Origin of the sequence: Paraburkholderia sp. GAS42 (assembly GCF_050436565.1) — a bacterium.
Lineage (GTDB): Bacteria > Pseudomonadota > Gammaproteobacteria > Burkholderiales > Burkholderiaceae > Paraburkholderia.
The window spans coordinates 231886-249341 of the sequence record NZ_JBNDML010000007.1; the positions used below are offsets into that span (position 1 = coordinate 231886).

Annotated in this window: 15 protein-coding genes and 2 tRNA genes; 9 read left to right on the forward strand and 8 right to left on the reverse strand. The window is 63.6% G+C overall.

Annotation, left to right across the window (positions count from 1 at the left end):
- Positions 1-2 precede the first annotated feature (2 nt).
- From P3T16_RS13435 to P3T16_RS13445, 3 genes are read right to left on the reverse strand one after another with little or no spacing between them, the layout of a single operon-like run.
- Positions 3-395, reverse strand: a complete 393-nt coding sequence (locus P3T16_RS13435; RefSeq protein WP_429256821.1) for a Rieske (2Fe-2S) protein — start codon at positions 393-395, stop codon at positions 3-5.
- Positions 392-1051 (reverse strand): HAD-IIIA family hydrolase, encoded by a 660-nt coding sequence (locus P3T16_RS13440; RefSeq protein ID WP_429342663.1) that lies wholly within the window; start codon positions 1049-1051, stop codon positions 392-394. The genes P3T16_RS13435 and P3T16_RS13440 overlap by 4 nt, the downstream gene beginning before the upstream one ends.
- Positions 1032-2081, reverse strand: coding sequence for an RluA family pseudouridine synthase (locus P3T16_RS13445; protein ID WP_429342664.1), 1050 nt, complete (start codon positions 2079-2081; stop codon positions 1032-1034). Before P3T16_RS13445 ends, P3T16_RS13440 begins: the two co-directional genes overlap by 20 nt.
- Before the next feature lie 744 nt (positions 2082-2825).
- On the opposite strand from P3T16_RS13445, the gene P3T16_RS13450 reads away from it, so the two are divergent.
- The 6 genes from P3T16_RS13450 to P3T16_RS13475 all read left to right on the forward strand — a co-directional run bounded on the left by P3T16_RS13450 (position 2826) and on the right by P3T16_RS13475 (position 10244).
- Positions 2826-6107 (forward strand): Rne/Rng family ribonuclease, encoded by a 3282-nt coding sequence (locus P3T16_RS13450; protein ID WP_429342665.1) that lies wholly within the window; start codon positions 2826-2828, stop codon positions 6105-6107.
- A 180-nt stretch (positions 6108-6287) separates the two neighbouring features.
- Positions 6288-7397, forward strand: a complete 1110-nt coding sequence (gene moaA / locus P3T16_RS13455) for a GTP 3',8-cyclase MoaA (RefSeq protein ID WP_429342666.1) — start codon at positions 6288-6290, stop codon at positions 7395-7397.
- Positions 7398-7410: 13 nt separating this feature from the next.
- Entirely contained in the window at positions 7411-8025 is a 615-nt protein-coding gene (gene mobA / locus P3T16_RS13460; RefSeq protein ID WP_429342667.1) for a molybdenum cofactor guanylyltransferase MobA, read from the forward strand.
- Between the two features lie 89 nt (positions 8026-8114).
- The gene (gene moeA, locus P3T16_RS13465; RefSeq protein WP_429342668.1) at positions 8115-9425 is read left to right on the forward strand and encodes a molybdopterin molybdotransferase MoeA; all 1311 of its coding nucleotides are present in this window, start codon (positions 8115-8117) and stop codon (positions 9423-9425) included.
- 46 nt (positions 9426-9471) lie between these two features.
- Positions 9472-9747 carry a hypothetical protein gene (locus tag P3T16_RS13470; RefSeq protein ID WP_331595941.1) on the forward strand — a complete coding sequence of 92 codons (276 nt, stop codon included), beginning with the start codon at positions 9472-9474 and terminating at the stop codon, positions 9745-9747.
- Positions 9747-10244 carry an N-acetyltransferase family protein gene (locus tag P3T16_RS13475; RefSeq protein ID WP_429342669.1) on the forward strand — a complete coding sequence of 166 codons (498 nt, stop codon included), beginning with the start codon at positions 9747-9749 and terminating at the stop codon, positions 10242-10244. Before P3T16_RS13470 ends, P3T16_RS13475 begins: the two co-directional genes overlap by 1 nt.
- 148 nt (positions 10245-10392) lie before the next feature.
- Here the strand turns inward: P3T16_RS13475 and P3T16_RS13480 are convergent, their stop codons facing one another.
- The 5 genes from P3T16_RS13480 to pncB form a co-directional block, all read right to left on the reverse strand.
- Positions 10393-11877 (reverse strand): DNA recombination protein RmuC, encoded by a 1485-nt coding sequence (locus P3T16_RS13480; protein ID WP_429256829.1) that lies wholly within the window; start codon positions 11875-11877, stop codon positions 10393-10395.
- A complete protein-coding gene (locus tag P3T16_RS13485) occupies positions 11874-12863 on the reverse strand; it encodes a 2-hydroxyacid dehydrogenase (protein WP_429342670.1) in 990 nt (329 codons plus the stop codon). Before P3T16_RS13485 ends, P3T16_RS13480 begins: the two co-directional genes overlap by 4 nt.
- Positions 12864-12948: 85 nt before the next feature.
- Entirely contained in the window at positions 12949-14376 is a 1428-nt protein-coding gene (locus P3T16_RS13490; protein ID WP_429342671.1) for a sodium:proton antiporter, read from the reverse strand.
- A gap of 43 nt (positions 14377-14419) precedes the next feature.
- The gene (locus P3T16_RS13495) at positions 14420-15082 is read right to left on the reverse strand and encodes a LutC/YkgG family protein (protein WP_429342672.1); all 663 of its coding nucleotides are present in this window, start codon (positions 15080-15082) and stop codon (positions 14420-14422) included.
- Positions 15083-15194: 112 nt separating this feature from the next.
- Positions 15195-16391 carry a nicotinate phosphoribosyltransferase gene (gene pncB / locus P3T16_RS13500; protein WP_429256942.1) on the reverse strand — a complete coding sequence of 399 codons (1197 nt, stop codon included), beginning with the start codon at positions 16389-16391 and terminating at the stop codon, positions 15195-15197.
- A gap of 360 nt (positions 16392-16751) precedes the next feature.
- Here pncB and fdxA point away from each other — a divergent pair, with 360 nt between their 5' ends.
- From fdxA to P3T16_RS13515, 3 genes are all read left to right on the forward strand, one after another.
- Positions 16752-17075, forward strand: coding sequence for a ferredoxin FdxA (gene fdxA / locus P3T16_RS13505; protein ID WP_429256833.1), 324 nt, complete (start codon positions 16752-16754; stop codon positions 17073-17075).
- A gap of 124 nt (positions 17076-17199) precedes the next feature.
- Positions 17200-17275 (forward strand) — tRNA-Asn (locus tag P3T16_RS13510).
- Between the two features lie 85 nt (positions 17276-17360).
- Positions 17361-17436: transfer RNA gene (locus tag P3T16_RS13515), tRNA-Asn, on the forward strand.
- Positions 17437-17456 lie beyond the last annotated feature (20 nt).

Sequence of the window (17456 nt, forward strand, 5' to 3'; positions counted from 1 at the left end):
GGTCAAGGGGTGACCGGACGCAAATGGTCGTCCGGAAGCCAGAACACGGCGCGGCCTTCAGGCGTGTCGCGTTCGTCGACCTCGACGGGACGCAGCCTGCCGCCACGACACGGACCGCCGACACACCGACCGGTGTCCGGCGCATAAATCGCACCGTGCGTAGCGCACATCAAGTATAAACCGGACGATTCGAAGAACTGCCCTTCGGACCAGTCGAGCTCCATCGGTACGTGCGCGCAGCGATTCAGGTAGCCGTACGCGCGGCCATCGTAACGTACGAAGAATACAATTGCCTCCCCACCGCCGTAGGTCGCGGCGTGACGCACGCCGGCGCCGCCGTCGACCAGCTCATCGGAGGCACAGATCCTGACCGGATCGTTCGTCGCGCAGCTCATGCGTTTTCGCGCAGCCAGGAAGACAGGGAGCCGACGCTGTCGGCGACAAATTTCGGCGTGAGCGCCGTCAGCGACGCGGCCGGATGTGCGCCATATCCCACGCCGATCCCTGCGACACCCGCGTTGATCGCCATCTGCAGATCGTGCGTCGTATCGCCCACCATGACGGTTCGCGCCAGATCCTGCCCCAGTTCGCGCGTGAGTTCATGCAGCATCGCGGGATGCGGTTTGGAGAACGTTTCGTCGGCGCAGCGCGTGCCGTCGAACAGGCTCGTCAGGCGGCTCTGGTCGAGTGCACGGTTCAGCCCGACGCGGCTTTTGCCCGTCGCGACGGCCAACAGGTAACCTGTCTCCCGCAATTCCTGCAGCATTTCGCGCACGCCGTCGAACAGCTCGGTGATCTGATCCTTGACCAGATAGTGAAAGCGATAGCGCTCGGCAAGGCGCGGATAGTCAGCCGGATCGAGCGTCGGCGCAGCGATCTGGAGCGCGTCGCGCAGGCCCAGACCGATCACATAGCTCGCGGCCTCGTCGCCAGGCACGGGCAGACCAAGATCGCGACACGCTGCCTGGATGCTGCGCGTGATGTGGGCGGTCGAATCCATCAAGGTGCCGTCCCAGTCAAAAACGATCAGGTCAAATTGCTCTCGAGCCATGCGTGTTCGTCTCGTTATGTGGTTGATCACGTAATGCAGTCAGCTGGTCGACGAAGCGCCGGCATTCCGCCGGCAGCGGCGCATCGAACTGCAGCGTGTCGCCGGTGGCGGGATGCTTGAGCTTCAGCCGGTAAGCGTGCAAAAACATACGCTTGAGCCCCGGATTCGCGTTCGAGCGCGCCAGCGCCTTGTTCAGCGCGAAGTCGCCATATTTGGCGTCGCCGACGATCGGCAGCCCCAGATGCTGCAGATGCACGCGAATCTGATGCGTGCGGCCCGTCTTCAGTTCCGCCTCGAGCAGCGCGTATTCAGGCCAGCGATCGATCAGATTGAACACCGTATGCGACGGCAGGCCGTCCGGCTGCACGCGCACGCGCCGCTCGCCTTCCGGGGTCAGATATTTGTGCAGCGGTTCCTTCACCGCGCGCCGACGCCCCCAGTCGCTCGCCCAGTCGCCGTGGACGCACGCATAGTACCGCTTGTCCATCTGGTTCTCGCGAATCTGTTCGTGCAGGCCGACGAGTGCCGCCCTTTTTTTCGCGAGCATCAGCACGCCGGACGTCTCCCGGTCGAGCCGATGCACCAGTTCGAGGAATTTCGCCTGCGGACGCGCCTCGCGCATCTGTTCGATGACGCCAAAGGCAACACCACTGCCACCGTGGACGGCGACGCCGGCCGGTTTGTCGATCACGAGCATGTGATCGTCTTCGAAGAGGATCTTGAAGTCCGCAGACGGCACCGGCGCGTGCGCGGTAGCTTCGGTGCCCTGCGCGATCCGGATCGGCGGCACACGGACCAGATCACCCAGTTGCAGGCGATATTGGGCATCGACCCGACCCTTATTCACCCGCACTTCGCCGCTGCGCAGGATCCGGTAGATATGGCTTTTGGGCACGCCTTTACAGACGCGCAAAAGGAAGTTGTCGATGCGCTGTCCGGCCGCGCCGTCGTCGATCTCGACCATCGAGACCTGGTCGCTTGCGACCCCGCTGTTGAGCGATTTCTGGGATATTTTGCCTAACTCTTTCATTATGAATATAATTTGCCCAGCAGTCTGCAAGGCCGGCGCATTGGACCGGTGCATTTAACCGGCGTATCGCGCCGGAATGCGGGCGGATTGCGCAGGTGCAAGCGATAAACCGTTATTTTACTTGCGCCGGGGTCTGGCTGCTCACCCTGAAAATGAGATGCAGCGAGTTGCACGCGCGGAATCAGCACCCGGCAGGGACGGCGCCCACAGGCGCGTTCGGTCACGGTCGGTTCCGACGGTAACGGAATGTTGGTAAAAAAGAATTTATCCGGTGAGCGTAGGTCGCGGGCGGTCTGATGGCCCCGCGTGATGCTCCTGGTTGCGAATATACGGCGTGCGCCCGAGCGCGTCCTGCAGAGAGTGCGGGACATGGCGACGTCAAAATGAGGTGAGACACCCCGAGTGGGAAGTCGGGCGTTTTGAGCAAGCTTCCCGCTGCGGCATGGCCGCAGCCTTCGTCCGGATGGTCCTGCGCATAGCTGGCGCGCCGGAAGGACACATGAAGGCGATGCAGGTCGGACTGCCAGAACCCGCGGCGTGTCGTGCCGTTATTTGAAGCCGTATTCGCGTGTGCCCAGCGGCTCCGTGTCCGTATGCCGGACCGGCCGTATCTGGCAATTCTCCCACCATCGTTCCCGCTCCAGCGTGCTTGTGAAAACACAATAAGGCGCGGCATGCCGCTGTCCTCGACGTTCTGGCTGACAACCGGAACGCGGGCAGGCAGAGCCGCTCTGGAGCCGTTCAATGAAACGCATGCTGTTTAATGCGACGCAGCAGGAAGAACTGCGCGTCGCCATCGTCGATGGGCAAAAACTCATCGATATCGATATCGAAACCGCCGGCCGCGAACAGCGCAAAGGCAATATCTACAAGGGCGTCATTACCCGCATCGAGCCGTCGCTCGAAGCCTGTTTCGTCAACTACGGCGAAGATCGCCACGGTTTTCTGCCGTTCAAGGAAGTCGCCCGCCAGTATTTCCGTGACGGCGTCGACATGCGCTCCGCACGCATCCAGGATGCGCTGCGCGAAGGCCAGGAACTGATCGTTCAGGTCGAAAAGGAAGAACGCGGCAACAAGGGCGCAGCCCTCACCACGTTCATCTCGCTGGCCGGCCGTTACCTCGTGCTGATGCCGAACAATCCGCGCGGCGGCGGCGTCTCGCGCCGGATCGAAGGCGACGACCGTCAGGAGCTGCGCGAAACCATGGCGCAACTGCAACTGCCGGAAGGCATGAGCATCATCGCGCGCACGGCCGGGATCGGCCGTTCCGCCGAAGAGCTGCAGTGGGACCTGAACTACCTGATGCAGCTGTGGCGCGCGATCGAAGCTGCGTCGCAAAGCGGCTCGTCGGGTCAACCGATGCTGATTTATCTCGAATCGAGCCTGGTTATCCGCGCGATTCGCGATTACTTCCAGCCGGATATCGGCGAAATCCTGATCGACACCACCGAAATCCATGACCAGGCACGCGCCTTCATGGACATCGTGATGCCGGACAATGTCAGCAAGGTGAAGCGGTATCACGACGATGTGCCGCTTTTCTCGCGCTTCCAGATCGAACACCAGATCGAAACGGCGTACTCGCGTACGGTGCCGCTGCCGTCGGGCGGCGCGATCGTGATCGACCACACCGAAGCGCTCGTCGCGATCGACGTGAACTCGGCCCGCGCCACCAAGGGCGCCGACATCGAGGAAACCGCCGCGCGCACCAACCTCGAAGCCGCCGACGAAGTGGCCCGCCAGTTGCGTCTGCGCGACCTGGGCGGCCTGATCGTGATCGACTTCATCGATATGGAATCGGCCAAGAGCCAGCGCGAAGTCGAGCAGCGCCTGAAAGACGCGCTGAAGCACGACCGTGCGCGTGTCCAGATGGGCAAGATCTCGCGCTTTGGCCTGATGGAACTGTCGCGTCAGCGTCTGCGTCCGGCGCTGTCGGAAGGCAGCCACGTGACGTGCCCGCGCTGTAACGGCACGGGCCACATCCGCGATACCGAATCGTCCGCGCTGCAGGTGCTGCGGATCATTCAGGAAGAAGCGATGAAGGAAAACACCGCGGCCATTCATTGCCAGGTGCCGGTCGAAGTGACCGCCTTCCTGCTGAACGAAAAGCGCGCGGAAATCAACAAGATCGAATCGCGCTTCAAGGTCAACGTCGTGTTGATCCCGAACAAGCACCTCGACACGCCGCACTACAAGCTCGAGCGCCTGCGTCACGACGATGCGCGCCTCGACGATCCGCGTGCTTCGTGGAAGATGGCCGAAGAAGCGGCCCGTGAACTGGAATCGGAAACCGGTTACAGCAAGCGCACCGAAGAAGTGAAGCCGAAGCAGGAAGCAGCGGTCAAGGGCATCACGCCCGAAAAGCCGGCACCGAGCGCGCCTGTCAGGCCGGCAGCGGCATCTCCGGCGCCTGTCGCCGTGACGCCGGCAGGGGGCGGTTTCATCGGCTGGCTGAAGAACCTGTTCGGCGTGGCGCCGGCAGCGCCTGCTCCGGCACCGGCTCAGGCCGAAAAGCCGACGCGTCCGGCACGTGGTGAACGTGCGGAGCGTGGCGAGCGTACGGGTGAGCGTGGTGGCGATCGCAACCGCAATCGTCGCGGTGGCGCAGGGGGTCGCGATGCGGCCGGCCGTGGTGAAGGCGCGACCGGTGGCCGTCAGGGTCAACCGGCGCAGCGTCAGGAACGCGAAGGCCGCGAGCCGCGTGAAGGTCGCGAAGGCCGTGAGGCACGCGAACCGCGCGAGCAACGTGAACCGCGTGAAGCACGTGAGCCGCGTGAGCCGCGCAACGGTCGCGAGCCGCGTGAGGCACGTGAAGGCCGTGAGCCGCGCGAAGGTCGCGATGGCCGTGGCGAGCGTGGTCAGGAACGCGGCGAACGCGTAGAAGCAAACGAAGGTGCACAGCGCGCCGAGCGTGGCGAACGCCAGGAACGCGGCGAGCGCCGCGAACGGGGTGAGCGTGGCGAGCGTCGCACCCGCCAGCCGCAGGAAGGCGTGGAAGCGCTGAATCAGGACGCAGCACTGGAAGCGGCCCTGCCGGTACAGGCAGATGTCACTGAGGGCGGTGCTCCGGTCGATCAGGAAGCGGTTGCGCGCGATGGCGAAGAGCGTCGCCGTCGCCGTCGCGGTCGTCGCGGTGGTCGTCGCGAGCGCGAGGAAGACGGCTCGAACGTCAATCTGGCCGCCGATGTCGCCGAAGCAGAAGGCGATACTGTCGGCGCCGCAGCCGATGCCCCGGTGCGTATGCCGGAACAGCGCGTCGAACGTAGCGAAGCAAACGATGTGACGCCGGTGGAAGCCGCCGTCGCAGCAGTCGCGACGCAAACCGCCGTCGTCTCTGAACTGCACGCGTCGGCCGAAACACCGGCTCTCGCTGTCGAAAAAGCTGTGAAGTCGGAGACGGTCGTGCCAGCCGATGAAGCACCGGTTGCTCATGCTGCGCCAGCAGTTGAAGCGCCGGCAGCGGCTTACGTCGAACCGGCTCCGGTGGAAGTTGCTCCGGTTGCTCCGGTTGCTCCGGTTGCTCCGGTTGCACCCGCGGCGCCCGTTGCACCGGCTGTCAGCGAAGCGGTCGCGCAGGCCGGGCAGGTTGCGCACACGGCAGCGCTGGTCGTCGAAACGCAAGCTGAACCAATGCCCGCGCCGGTTCACGACGCAGGTATCGAAGCCGTCGCTGTCGTTCCGGCGCCGCAAGCCGAGGTCCGCGCCGAACCGCAACCGGTCGCTGTTGAAGTGCCGGTTGCCGCAGTGGAAGCGCCCGTCGCTGCAGTTCAGGTGCCGGTAGCCGCAGCCCCGGTCGTGGCACGCGAAGCATCGCGCTCGAACGGTCTGTCGGCCGAAGCCCTCCAGCCCGTGCTCGAAAAGGCCGGTCTCGTCTGGGTGAACACGGACGCCGACAAGCTGCGCGCCGCGCAGGAAGCGGCGGCCCAGACCGTCAAGCCAGCACGCGTCGCACGCGAGCGCAAGCCGCTTCCGCCGGTCGACAGCGCGCCGATGCAGCAGGTCGAAACCGCAAAGCACTCGCAGTAAGCTTCACCGCTGGATACAGAAAGCTCGCCCTCACCGGCGGGCTTTTTGTTTTTTGGGCAGGACACGCGCGCCTGGCGTGCGCCAGCGCCGATACCAGGTATGTCCCCATGTCGCGCAGGCCGGGGGCAGCGAGCACCCCGTTTCCGCTAGAATGAATATCTAGCCGACATAAAAGCGATCATGTCCCGACGCATCATCCCTGTTGCCGATGTCAGCGCGATTCCGGATTTCTCCGGTCCCGCGCACGCGCCGCGTGGCGAGCTGACGGATACGCTTGCCCGGCCGCTACGCGACCTGCGCATCTCGGTCACCGATCGCTGCAACTTCCGGTGTGTCTACTGCATGCCGCGCGCGGTTTTCGACAAGGACTATCCGTTCCTGCCGCACGGCGCCCTGCTCACGTTTGAGGAAATCGAGCGCCTCGCGCGCATATTCGTCGAACATGGCGTGGAAAAAATCCGTCTGACGGGCGGCGAACCGCTGCTGCGCAAGAACCTCGAATTCCTCATCGAACGCCTCGCCGCGCTGAAAACAGCCGATGGCCGTCCGCTCGATCTCACGCTCACCACCAATGGATCGCTGCTCGCCCGCAAGGCGCAAAGTCTGAAGGACGCGGGCCTGACGCGCGTCACCGTCAGTCTCGACGCGCTCGACGATGCGTTATTCCGCCGGATGAACGACGCCGACTTCTCGGTCGACGACGTGCTGAAAGGCATTGAAGCGGCGCACGGGGTCGGCCTCGCGCCCCTCAAGGTGAACATGGTCGTGAAGCGCGGCACGAACGACACCGAAATCGTCCCGATGGCGCGCCACTTCAGGGGCACAGGCGCGGTACTGCGTTTCATTGAATACATGGACGTCGGCACGTCGAACGGCTGGAATATGGCCGAAGTCCTGCCTTCCGCCGACGTCGTCGCGCGCATCGATGCGGACCTTCCCCTTGTGCCGCTCGAAGCGCATAGCGCCGCTGAGACCGCCCAGCGCTGGGGTTACGCCGACGGCAACGGTGAGATCGGTGTCATCTCCAGCGTCACGCGTGCGTTCTGCGGAAGCTGCACGCGCGCGCGGCTGTCGACCGAAGGCAAGCTTTACCTGTGCCTGTTCGCCTCGTCCGGACACGATCTGCGCGCGCTGGTGCGCAATGGCGCCAGCGACGCCGACATCGCCACCGCGGTGGCCCGTATCTGGCACACGCGCGCCGACCGCTATTCGCAGCTGCGCGGCAGCGCCAGCGCGACGCCGAACGCGACGGACGAGCGGCGCGTCGAAATGTCGTACATCGGCGGCTGAGGCCGTCGCGTTCATGTCGATCCCCACCGGACAGATCACCGGACTCGTTCTCGCAGGCGGACGCGGTACGCGCATGGGCGGCCTCGACAAGGGCCTGCAACGGCTGCACGGCGAGCCGCTTGCGCTTCATGCGCTGAGACGCCTCGCGCTGCAGACCGGGCCGCTGTTGATCAGCGCCAATCGCCATGCCGACCGCTACGCCGAACTGGGCGAGCCATTCGGCGCGACGGTCATCGGCGACACGTTGCCGGATTTCCCGGGCCCGCTGGCCGGACTGCTGGCTGGGCTGCGCGCGGCGAAAACGGAGTTCGTGCTGAGTGCGCCCTGCGACACGCCGAATCTGCCCGCCGATCTCGCCCGGCACCTGGCGGAGGCACTCGAAGCCAACACGGCCGACATTGCCACAGCCACGACCCGCAATGTGAATGGCGAAGTCTCGATGCACCCGGTGATCGCGCTGTTACGCACATCGCTCGCCGACGATCTCGCGGCCTTTCTGGCGGCTGGCGAGCGCAAGGTCCGCGCGTGGTACGCGCGCCACACGACCGTCGAAGTCGCCTTTGCGGACGGGCGCGCGTTTTACAATGCCAACTCCTTGCAGGAACTCGCCGATCTCGAACGGGCATAAGACCTTGCGCAGCTGCAAAAGCCGCCTCCGGCCGCACGCGTCACGAGACGATCGCCGGACCCGCATCCGGCCGCGACGCTTCTCCACCCATGACCACGCCTAACGACTTTTCACGTTGTATCGTCCAGTACGACCCTCACGCGCTGCCTGTTTCCTCGGCGCAGGCAATCGTGCGCGAGTGGGCGAGCCCCGTGACGGCCGTCGAACGCGTGCCGCTGCACGACGCGCTCGATCGCGTGCTGGCTGAAGACATCGTTTCGCCGATCAGCGTACCCGCGCACGACAACTCGGCGATGGACGGCTACGCGTTCGACGGCGCGTTGCTCGCCGGCGCATCGCTTACGGGCCAACCGGGCACGATCGGATTGCGGGTCGCCGGGAAGGCGCTCGCAGGCCACGCGTTCGAGCGCACGATCAAGACAGGCGAATGCGTGCGCGTGATGACCGGCGCGCTGATCCCGTCCGGCTGCGACACCGTCGTGCCGCAGGAAGTCGTGACTCGCGAAGGCGAGACGATCCATTTCCCCGCGAACGCGTTGACGTGCGGCGCAAACCGCCGCCTCGCCGGCGAAGACCTCGCGCAGGGCCAGCCCGCGCTGCGCGCAGGCCGCGTCGTGCGTGCGTCCGACCTCGGCCTGCTGGCGTCGCTCGGCATCGGTGAAGTGTCAGTCCGCCGACGTCTGCGTGTCGCGTTCTTTTCGACCGGCGACGAACTGCGCTCGCTCGGTGAGCCGCTCGATCCCGGTTGCGTGTACGACAGCAACCGTCACACGCTTTTCGCGATGCTGCGCCGGATGAACATCGTCGCGCTCGATCTCGGCGTCGTCCGCGATGAACCGGCCGCGCTCGAAGCGGCCTTGCGCAACGCCGCCGAAAGCGCGGACGTCGTCCTGACGTCCGGCGGCGTGTCGGTCGGCGAAGCGGATTTCACGAAGCAGCTGGTGCGCACCTTCGGCGACGTCGCGTTCTGGAGTCTCGCGATGCGCCCAGGGCGGCCGCTCGCGTTCGGGCGCGTCTGGTCGGGCGGCCGGCCGGGCGCCGGTCAGCCGGCGCTGTTCTTCGGCCTGCCGGGCAACCCGGTCGCGGTCATGGTGACCTTCTACCAGATCGTGCGCGAAGCGCTCATCGTCATGTCGGGCGCCACGGTGCCGCCGCAGCCGGTGATCACGGCAACCAGCACGCAGGCCATTCGCAAACGTGCGGGGCGCACCGAGTTCCAGCGCGGCGTCGCGACGCGCGATGAGTACGGCCAGTGGCGCGTCACGCCAACCGGCTCGCAAGGCTCCGGCGTGCTCAGCTCGATGAGCGAAGCGAACTGTTTCCTCATGCTCGCTCACGAGCAATCCGACATCGATGCAGGCGACGCCGTCGACATCATGTTGTTCGACGGCCTCGTCTGAACACCTCATCTCCACGAAACCACTACGACCAGCGGGTTTGATTCAAATGAAAAAGCAGATCTCCTTCATCGCGCCGGGACAGACCGCCAAGGCGCTGATCCTGGTCTATCTGACGTTCAGCGTGCCGATCGTGCTGCTGGGCGTACTGGTCGCGTTCATCCGCTATGGCTCGGTCGAACTGAGTACCGTGTTCAGCGCACTGCTTCTGAACGCAATTCTCGGCTTCATCCTGCTGTGGATTGCCTGCCACGCGTACAACTGGGTTGCGTCGCGCTTCGGCGGCATCGAGATCCATCTGTCCGACGCGCCGGAAGAAGCGTAATGGCCGCGAACATCCGCGCAGCGACGCCCGCCGATATCAGCGCGATCTTCGCGCTGATCTACGAGCTGGCCGAGTTTGAAAAGCTCACGCATCTGTTCGTCGCCACCGAGCAAGGTCTGCACGATGCGCTGTTCGGCGACAAGCCGTCGTCGGAAGCGCTGGTCGCGGAAGCGGACGGACGCATCGTCGGCTTCGCGCTGTTCTTCCACAACTTCTCGACGTTTCTCGGCCGCCGCGGGTTGTATCTCGAAGATCTGTACGTGCAACCGTCGCAACGCGGTACGGGCCTTGGCACCGCGATGCTGCAGCATCTCGCGGCACTGGCCGTCGAACGCCAGTGCGGACGCTTCGAATGGTCCGTGCTGGACTGGAACCAGCCGGCCATCGACTTCTACGAGAAGATGGGCGCAAGCGTGATGCCCGACTGGCGCATCGTGCGCATGACGGGCGATGCGCTCGAACGGCTGGCGGCGTCGGGCGGCGTCAAGGCGGACTGATTTTCGCGACGTCGGGTAATGCCGGGGCAAGCTGATTTCCGTCACCCACGCTCGTATGGCGAGGTCGCTTTTGACCGCCCTGCCTGATCGCCGGCGTCAAAGCGTTTCATGCGCGCGGCTCACCAGACGCAGCGCGCATGGACCTGCGTCACGGTTCGTCCGCATCCGCGCCTGAAAGCGCGTCGCCCAGCAGACCGCTCGCCTCCTCTCCTGGCAACGCTTCGACGTCGCGCAATTTGCGGTTCATGACACGCGTGCGCGTTTCCGCCTGTTCGATCGAACGCGTGACGGTTTCCAGTTGCGACTTCGTCTTCGCCAGCACGTCGCCGAACTTGCCGAACTCCGTCTTCACCGCGCCCAGCACCTGCCAGACCTCGCTCGAACGCTTCTCGATGGCAAGTGTGCGGAAGCCCATCTGCAGACTGTTCAGCAACGCGGTCAGCGTCGTCGGGCCAGCGATCGTCACGCGATAGTCACGCTGCAAAAGATCGGTGAGACCGGGGCGACGCAGGATCTCGGCATAGAGCCCTTCGGTCGGCAGGAACAGCAACGCGAAATCGGTCGTGTGCGGCGGCGATACGTATTTCTCCGCGATCGTGCGCGCCTCGGCTCGAATGCGTGCTTCGAGCGCGCGCGATGCTTCTTCGACGGCCACCGGATCAGCCCGCTCCTGCGCTTCGATCAGACGCTCGTAATCCTCGCGCGGGAATTTTGCGTCGATCGGCAGCCATACGGGGATGGCGACGCCGTCGCCCGAATCGTGCCGGCCCGGGAGCTTGATCGCGAATTCGACGCGGTCGCCACTTTTCGGAATCGTCGCGACGTTCTTCGCATACTGATCGGCCGTCAGCAACTGCTCGAGCAGTGCTTCGAGTTGCACTTCGCCCCATGTGCCGCGCGTCTTCACGTTCGTCAGCACCTTCTTGAGGTCACCGACGCCCGCTGCCAGCGTCTGCATCTCGCCCAGCCCGCGATGCACCTGTTCCAGCCGGTCCGACACCTGCTTGAACGATTCGCCGAGGCGTTGTTCGAGGGTCGCATGCAGCTTTTCGTCGACCGTGCGACGCATCTCCTCGAGCTTCGTCGAGTTGTTCGCTTCGATGTCCTTCAGGCGCTGCTCGATCGTCGCGCGCACTTCGGCAAAGCGCCGGTCGTTCGCTTCGGTCAGTTGCCCAAGCTGCATGGTCAGCGTATCGCCGAAACGCTTCAGCGTCACACCCTGCTCTTCCCGCGCCTGCAGCGACTGCTGCTGCAAACTTTGCCGTACGGCTTCGAGCTGCTGCGCGTTCGACTCGGTGAGTTTCACGAGTTGCTGCGCAAAGCCGTCGATCTGGCTGTTCTGCACAGTCGCGATACTCGTGAGCTGCGAAGCAAGCGTCTGCTGGAATTGCGAAAAGCCGCCGGCCAGTTCCAGACGCGATGTGCGTGCCGTTTCTGTGATCTCGTTGCGCAATTCACGTTCGAGCCGTTCATAGGCGCGTGTCTGCGCGCCAGCGGTATCGGTCATGCGTTCGCCGAGTTCGGCGAAGCGATCTTCCCCGTTTGCGGCGTTACGGCCGCGCATCAACACCAGCAGGGCAATGACGAGCGCAACCGCCAGAATGACGACGGCCGCGAGCAGAATAGTGGTCATGTACGCACTTTCCCCAGCACTTCAGGATTGATTGGATTGGGCGGCCGGCCGGCGCGCGGACCCGCGCCGAGCGCCGCGATGAGGTTATCCGCCGCGAGATTCGCCATCGCGCGGCGCGTGGCTTCCGTCGCGCTCGCGATATGCGGCGTGAGCACCACGTTCGGCACGGTGAGCAGGTCGGGATTCAGCTTCGGTTCGCCTTCGAAAACGTCGAGGCCAGCCGCCGCGATGCGCTTTGCGCGCAATGCTTCCACGAGCGCCGCGTCATCGACGATACCGCCCCGGGCGATATTGGTCAGCGTCGCGGTCGGCTTCATCAGGACAAGTTCGGATGCGCCAATCGTGTGATGGCTTTCCTTCGTGTATGGCAGCACGAGCACGACGTGATCGGCGCGACGCAGCAGTTCTTCCTTCGATACGTACTGCGCATTCAAATCTGCTTCAATCTCCGGCGCGACGCGCGAACGGTTGTGATAGATCACCTGCATGTTGAACCCGCGCGCGCGGCGCGCGAGCGCCTGGCCGATGCGTCCCATACCGATGACGCCGAGAGTCGACCCGTACACATCGCCGCCGAGGAAACTGTCGTAGTTCCATTTCTGCCAGTGACCCGCGCGCAACCAGTGTTCCGACTCGGCAACGCGGCGCGCAGCCGCCATCATCAGCGCCCAGCCGAAATCGGCCGTCGATTCGTTCAGCACGTCGGGCGTATTCGTGCCGAGCACGTTCGCGCGGTTGAACGCTGCCATGTCGAAATTGTTATAGCCGACGGCCATGTTGGCCACCACGCGCAGCCGCGGCGCGGCGGCGAGTGCGGCCGCGCCCACCGGGTCACCGGCAGTCAGCGCGCCGTCCTTGTCGGCGAGCCGACGCGCGAGTTCGTCGACGCTGAGTACATCGCCGTTATTCCAGTCGACATCAAAATACTGCTTGAGCCGATCGATCACGTCCGGAAAGATCGGACGCGCCACAAGAATCTTCTGCATTGCCATTCTCCGGGTTTCCCGCCGGCGCCGCCTGTACCGGGCGCTGGCCTCATTACGTTGCTATAGGTACAGAATCGACACGGAATCAGAAAAACAGCCAGGTCGTCACCAGGAACACCGGCATCAACACGACCACAGCCCAGCCGAGATACGCGAAAAAACCTGGCATACGCACGCCGCGCGACTCCGCGATCGCTTTCACCATGAAGTTCGGCGCGTTGCCGATATAGCTGTTCGCGCCCATGAACACCGCACCCGCCGATATCGCCGCGAGCGTCGTGGCGCCGGTGGTCATCAGCGTCTGCGCGTCGCCGCCGGCCAGGTTGAAAAACACCAGATAGGTTGGAGCGTTATCCAGAAACGACGACAGCACACCCGTCGCCCAGAAATACATCGCGTCGTGCGGCTGGCCCGACGCGTCGTTGACCAGATGAACGATGCCCGCGAACGCACCGGCCTCGCCCGCGCGCAGGATGACGATGACCGGCGCGATCGTCACGAAGATACCGGCGAACAGTTTCGCCACTTCCTCGATGGGTGCCCAGTTGAAATCGTTGCCCGCGCGCGCGGCGCGCGGCGTGATGGCGAGCGACACGAGCGTCACCACGATCAGCGCGGCGTCGCGAACGGCGTTTTGCAGCGCGACGTGCGTGCCGAACACGTTGAACTCGGTGCCCGGTTTCCACAGGCCGCTCATCAGCACCAGCGCGATCACCGCGCCAAGCAGCACGAAATTGATCTTGCCGTCGAGACCGAACGGCGCCGAATCCGGCGTTGGATCGAGGAACGGTTTGCGCGCTTCTTCGCGACGACGAAAATAGTAGGAATCGAGCGCATAAAACACGGTAAGCAGGACGACGCAGATAAACAGCATCGGCAGAGCGAGATGCGTCGTAGTCCAGAAAAAGCTCACGCCGTTCAGGAAGCCGAGGAAAAGCGGCGGGTCGCCGAGCGGCGACAGCGAGCCACCGGCGTTGGCGACCAGAAAGATAAAGAACACAACAACATGCACGACGTGCTTGCGGTTGTCGTTCGCGCGCAATAGCGGGCGAATCAGCAGCATCGCCGCGCCCGTCGTGCCCATGATGCTGGCGAGCACGGTGCCGAGCGCGAGAATGCCCGTATTGAGCCGTGGCGAGCCATGCAGATTACCGCGCACGCAGATGCCGCCCGCTACGGTATAGAGCGTGGCAAGCAATACGATGAACGGTATGTATTCTTCGAGCAGCGCATGTACGAGCGTGCCGAACGCGGCGTCCGCGCCGAAGGCCACGGCGAACGGTACGAGAAATGCGGCTGCCCACGCCGCCGCGATCTTGCCAAAGTGGTGATGCCAGAACGCTGGCGCGACGAGCGGGAAGATCGCGATCGAAAGCAGCACGCCAGCAAACGGCACGCCCCAGAGCGCGGAAAGCGTCGCGCCGTCTGGCGTGGCAGCAGAAGCGAATTGCGGGAACGTCGCAAGCATGGCGACAAGCGCCATGCCCGCGTGGGACGCGGTACGTCTTTTCATATCAGAATCCGGTTTGAGATCTGCGGGCGAGCCGCGCGGCGCTTCACGCGCCACGTACGACAATGGCATGAACCCGGTAAGGGCCATGTGCGCCGAGCACAATGGTCTGTTCGATATCGCCGGTACGCGACGGTCCGGACACAAAATTGACCGCGCGCGGCAACTCGCCGCGTTCGGCAAGGATCAGGCGAAACGCGTCCTCATGACCCGCGACGATGCGGGATGCGGGGACGATCGCGACATGCGTTTCCGGCAGGAGGCCAGCGGATGCGTACGTTTCAGGTCCGGAAAGCAGTACCAGCGTGCCGGTCTCCGCCGTCGCGCAAAAACAGCCGGTAATGCCGACGAGATCGGGATCCTCAGGCTTGCGGAATTCCACCGTCATGCCAGCATCGGCCCACGCGAGGTCGCGCAGCGTCTGCCACGCGATGGCCTGCACCGGCAGGCCGTGCTCCGAAAGATAACGATGCACGGCAGCGGGAACGTCGTTCAACGTATTGATTTCTTCAACTGTGGTCGACATCCTGCGCGCTTCATCGACGAACCGTGCGACGAGGTCATCGGGCATCGGTGGACGCGGACCTTCAGGATGGCGCGCAAGGTAATCCGCGGCGGCCTCGCGTTCGGATGCGGCAGGCTCGGCCGGGCGGCCCTGCGCTGCACGTATGCGAGCCAGAATGTTGCGGCGGGCAACCGATGTGTCCATGTGCAATCCTCGTGTCGATGACCATGACCTTGCGGTATCGACAGAATTATACCGGCCGCCCTTCTCGCGAACACCCGTCCGGACGGCCATGTTCGCGCACTTCGATATCGCTTTACTTCGCGGCTTCTTCTTCGGGCGTCTCGATGCCGAACACCTGACGCAGATAGGCGAGATAGGCCTTGTCGTCGCACATGTTCTTGCCCGGCGAATCGGACAGTTTCGCGACAGGCTGACCGTTGCAGCGGACCATCTTGATCACGATCTGCAGCGGGTTATAGCCGAGATCGTTAGTGAGATTGGTGCCGACGCCGAACGCCAGCTTGCAGCGTCCGCGGAACCGTTCGTACAGTTGCAGCACCTTCGGAATATCGAGCGCATCCGAGAACACGAGAATCTTCGTGCGCGGGTCGCAGCGGTTCGCCTCGTAATGCTTGAGCAGCCGTTCGCCCCAGTCGAACGGGTCACCCGAATCGTGGCGCGCTCCGTCGAACAGCTTGCAGAAGTACATGTCGAAGTCGCGCAGGAACGCCCGCATGCCATAGACATCCGACAGTGCAATGCCGAGGTCGCCGCGATATTCCTTGGCCCACATTTCGAAGCCGAAGATCTGCGAATCGCGCAGGCGCGGGCCCAGCGCCTGGCACGCCTGCAGGTACTCATGCGCCATCGTGCCGAGCGGCGTCAGGCCGTGTTTCAGCGCATAGAACACATTGCTCGTGCCCGCGAACTGCTCCCCGAGGCCATCCTTCAACGTGAGGATCACCTCTTCGTGCCACTGCTTCGAGAAACGGCGGCGCGTGCCGTAGTCGGCAATCTTGCATTCCGCGAATTCCGGACGGGCGCCCAGCAGCTTGATCTTCTCGCGCAGGCGTTCGCGACCTTCGGTGTAATCCGGCTTCTGCTGCGTATTGCGGAAATACACCTCGTTGACGATGGCGAGCATCGGAATCTCGAAGAGAATCGTATGCAGCCACGGCCCCTTGATCTCAATGTCGATCTCGCCATTGCCCTTCTCCGATGGCTTGATCGAAATGTATTTTTCGCTCAGGTGGAAAAGCGCGAGAAACTCGATGAAATCGCCCTTGATAAAGCGCATGCGGCGCAGGTAATCGAGCTCGTCGTCCGAGAAACGCAGATGGCAGAGCTGGCGAACCTCATCGCGAATTTCGTCGATATACGGCACAAGGTCGACATCAGGTGTCCGGCAGCGGAACTTGTATTCCACATTCGCTGCGGGGAAATGATGCAGAACAACCTGCATCATCGTGAACTTGTACAGATCAGTATCGAGCAGCGAATTAATAATCATATTGAGCAAGCCGGACTGCTAATAATCGGAGAAGGCCACAGCGGGCGCTCCATGCCTCGGACGGGCCGACCTGTCTCATGTTACCCGAATGCGCGTCGCCCCACGGCCCGAAGTGCGCTCCGCCGAATGGCCAGCGCAGTGGCGTCCGGAGCAGTCTGACCGCAGCGGCAATCGCAGCCACAACCGCCCCCACAACCACAGCCACAGCCACGACGGCGACGACAACCCGCGCACGCCATAAACTAATCACGAAACGATATAAACCCTGTTGACCGCTACCCTATGCGCCTCTTGACGTTACGCTACAATAGCGCTTTTGGCGTTTCGCCTTCCCAGATACCGCATGCAGGAGCTGCCTGAATGACTCACGTTGTGACCGAAAGCTGCATCAAGTGCCGCTATACCGACTGCGTTGATGTGTGCCCGGTGGACTGCTTTCGCGAAGGTCCCAACTTCCTCGCGATCGACCCCGACGAGTGCATCGACTGTGCTGTGTGTGTCGCCGAGTGCCCGGTGAATGCGATCTATGCCGAAGAGGACGTGCCGGGCGACCAGCAGGACTTCATTCCGCTGAACGCCGATCTCGCGAAGGGCTGGCCGAGCATCACAAAGACGAAAGCACCGCTGCCGGAAGCCGACGAATTCAAGGATGTGAAGGAAAAGCTGGCACTGCTCGAGCGTTGAGCGGCGCGGGTTTGCGGCCCGCCCTGGCGTACGCCAGGCGTAATGGAAGTGCGGCCAGGATGAGCAAAAGCTATTGACAGGCCCTGAAGCACCCCATACAATTTCCCTTCTCTGCTGTTGTTGTTCCCCGATAGCTCAGTCGGTAGAGCGCCGGACTGTTAATCCGTAGGTCCCTGGTTCGAGCCCAGGTCGGGGAGCCAAGAATTGCAAAGGCCCGTTAGCCATAACGGGCTTTTTTGCGTAAAAGTAGTACCGCAGAGTAGTACCGCATCGTTGCACTGCTGTTCCCCGATAGCTCAGTTGGTAGAGCGCCGGACTGTTAATCCGTAGGTCCCTGGTTCGAGCCCAGGTCGGGGAGCCAAGAATTGCGAAGGCCCGCAT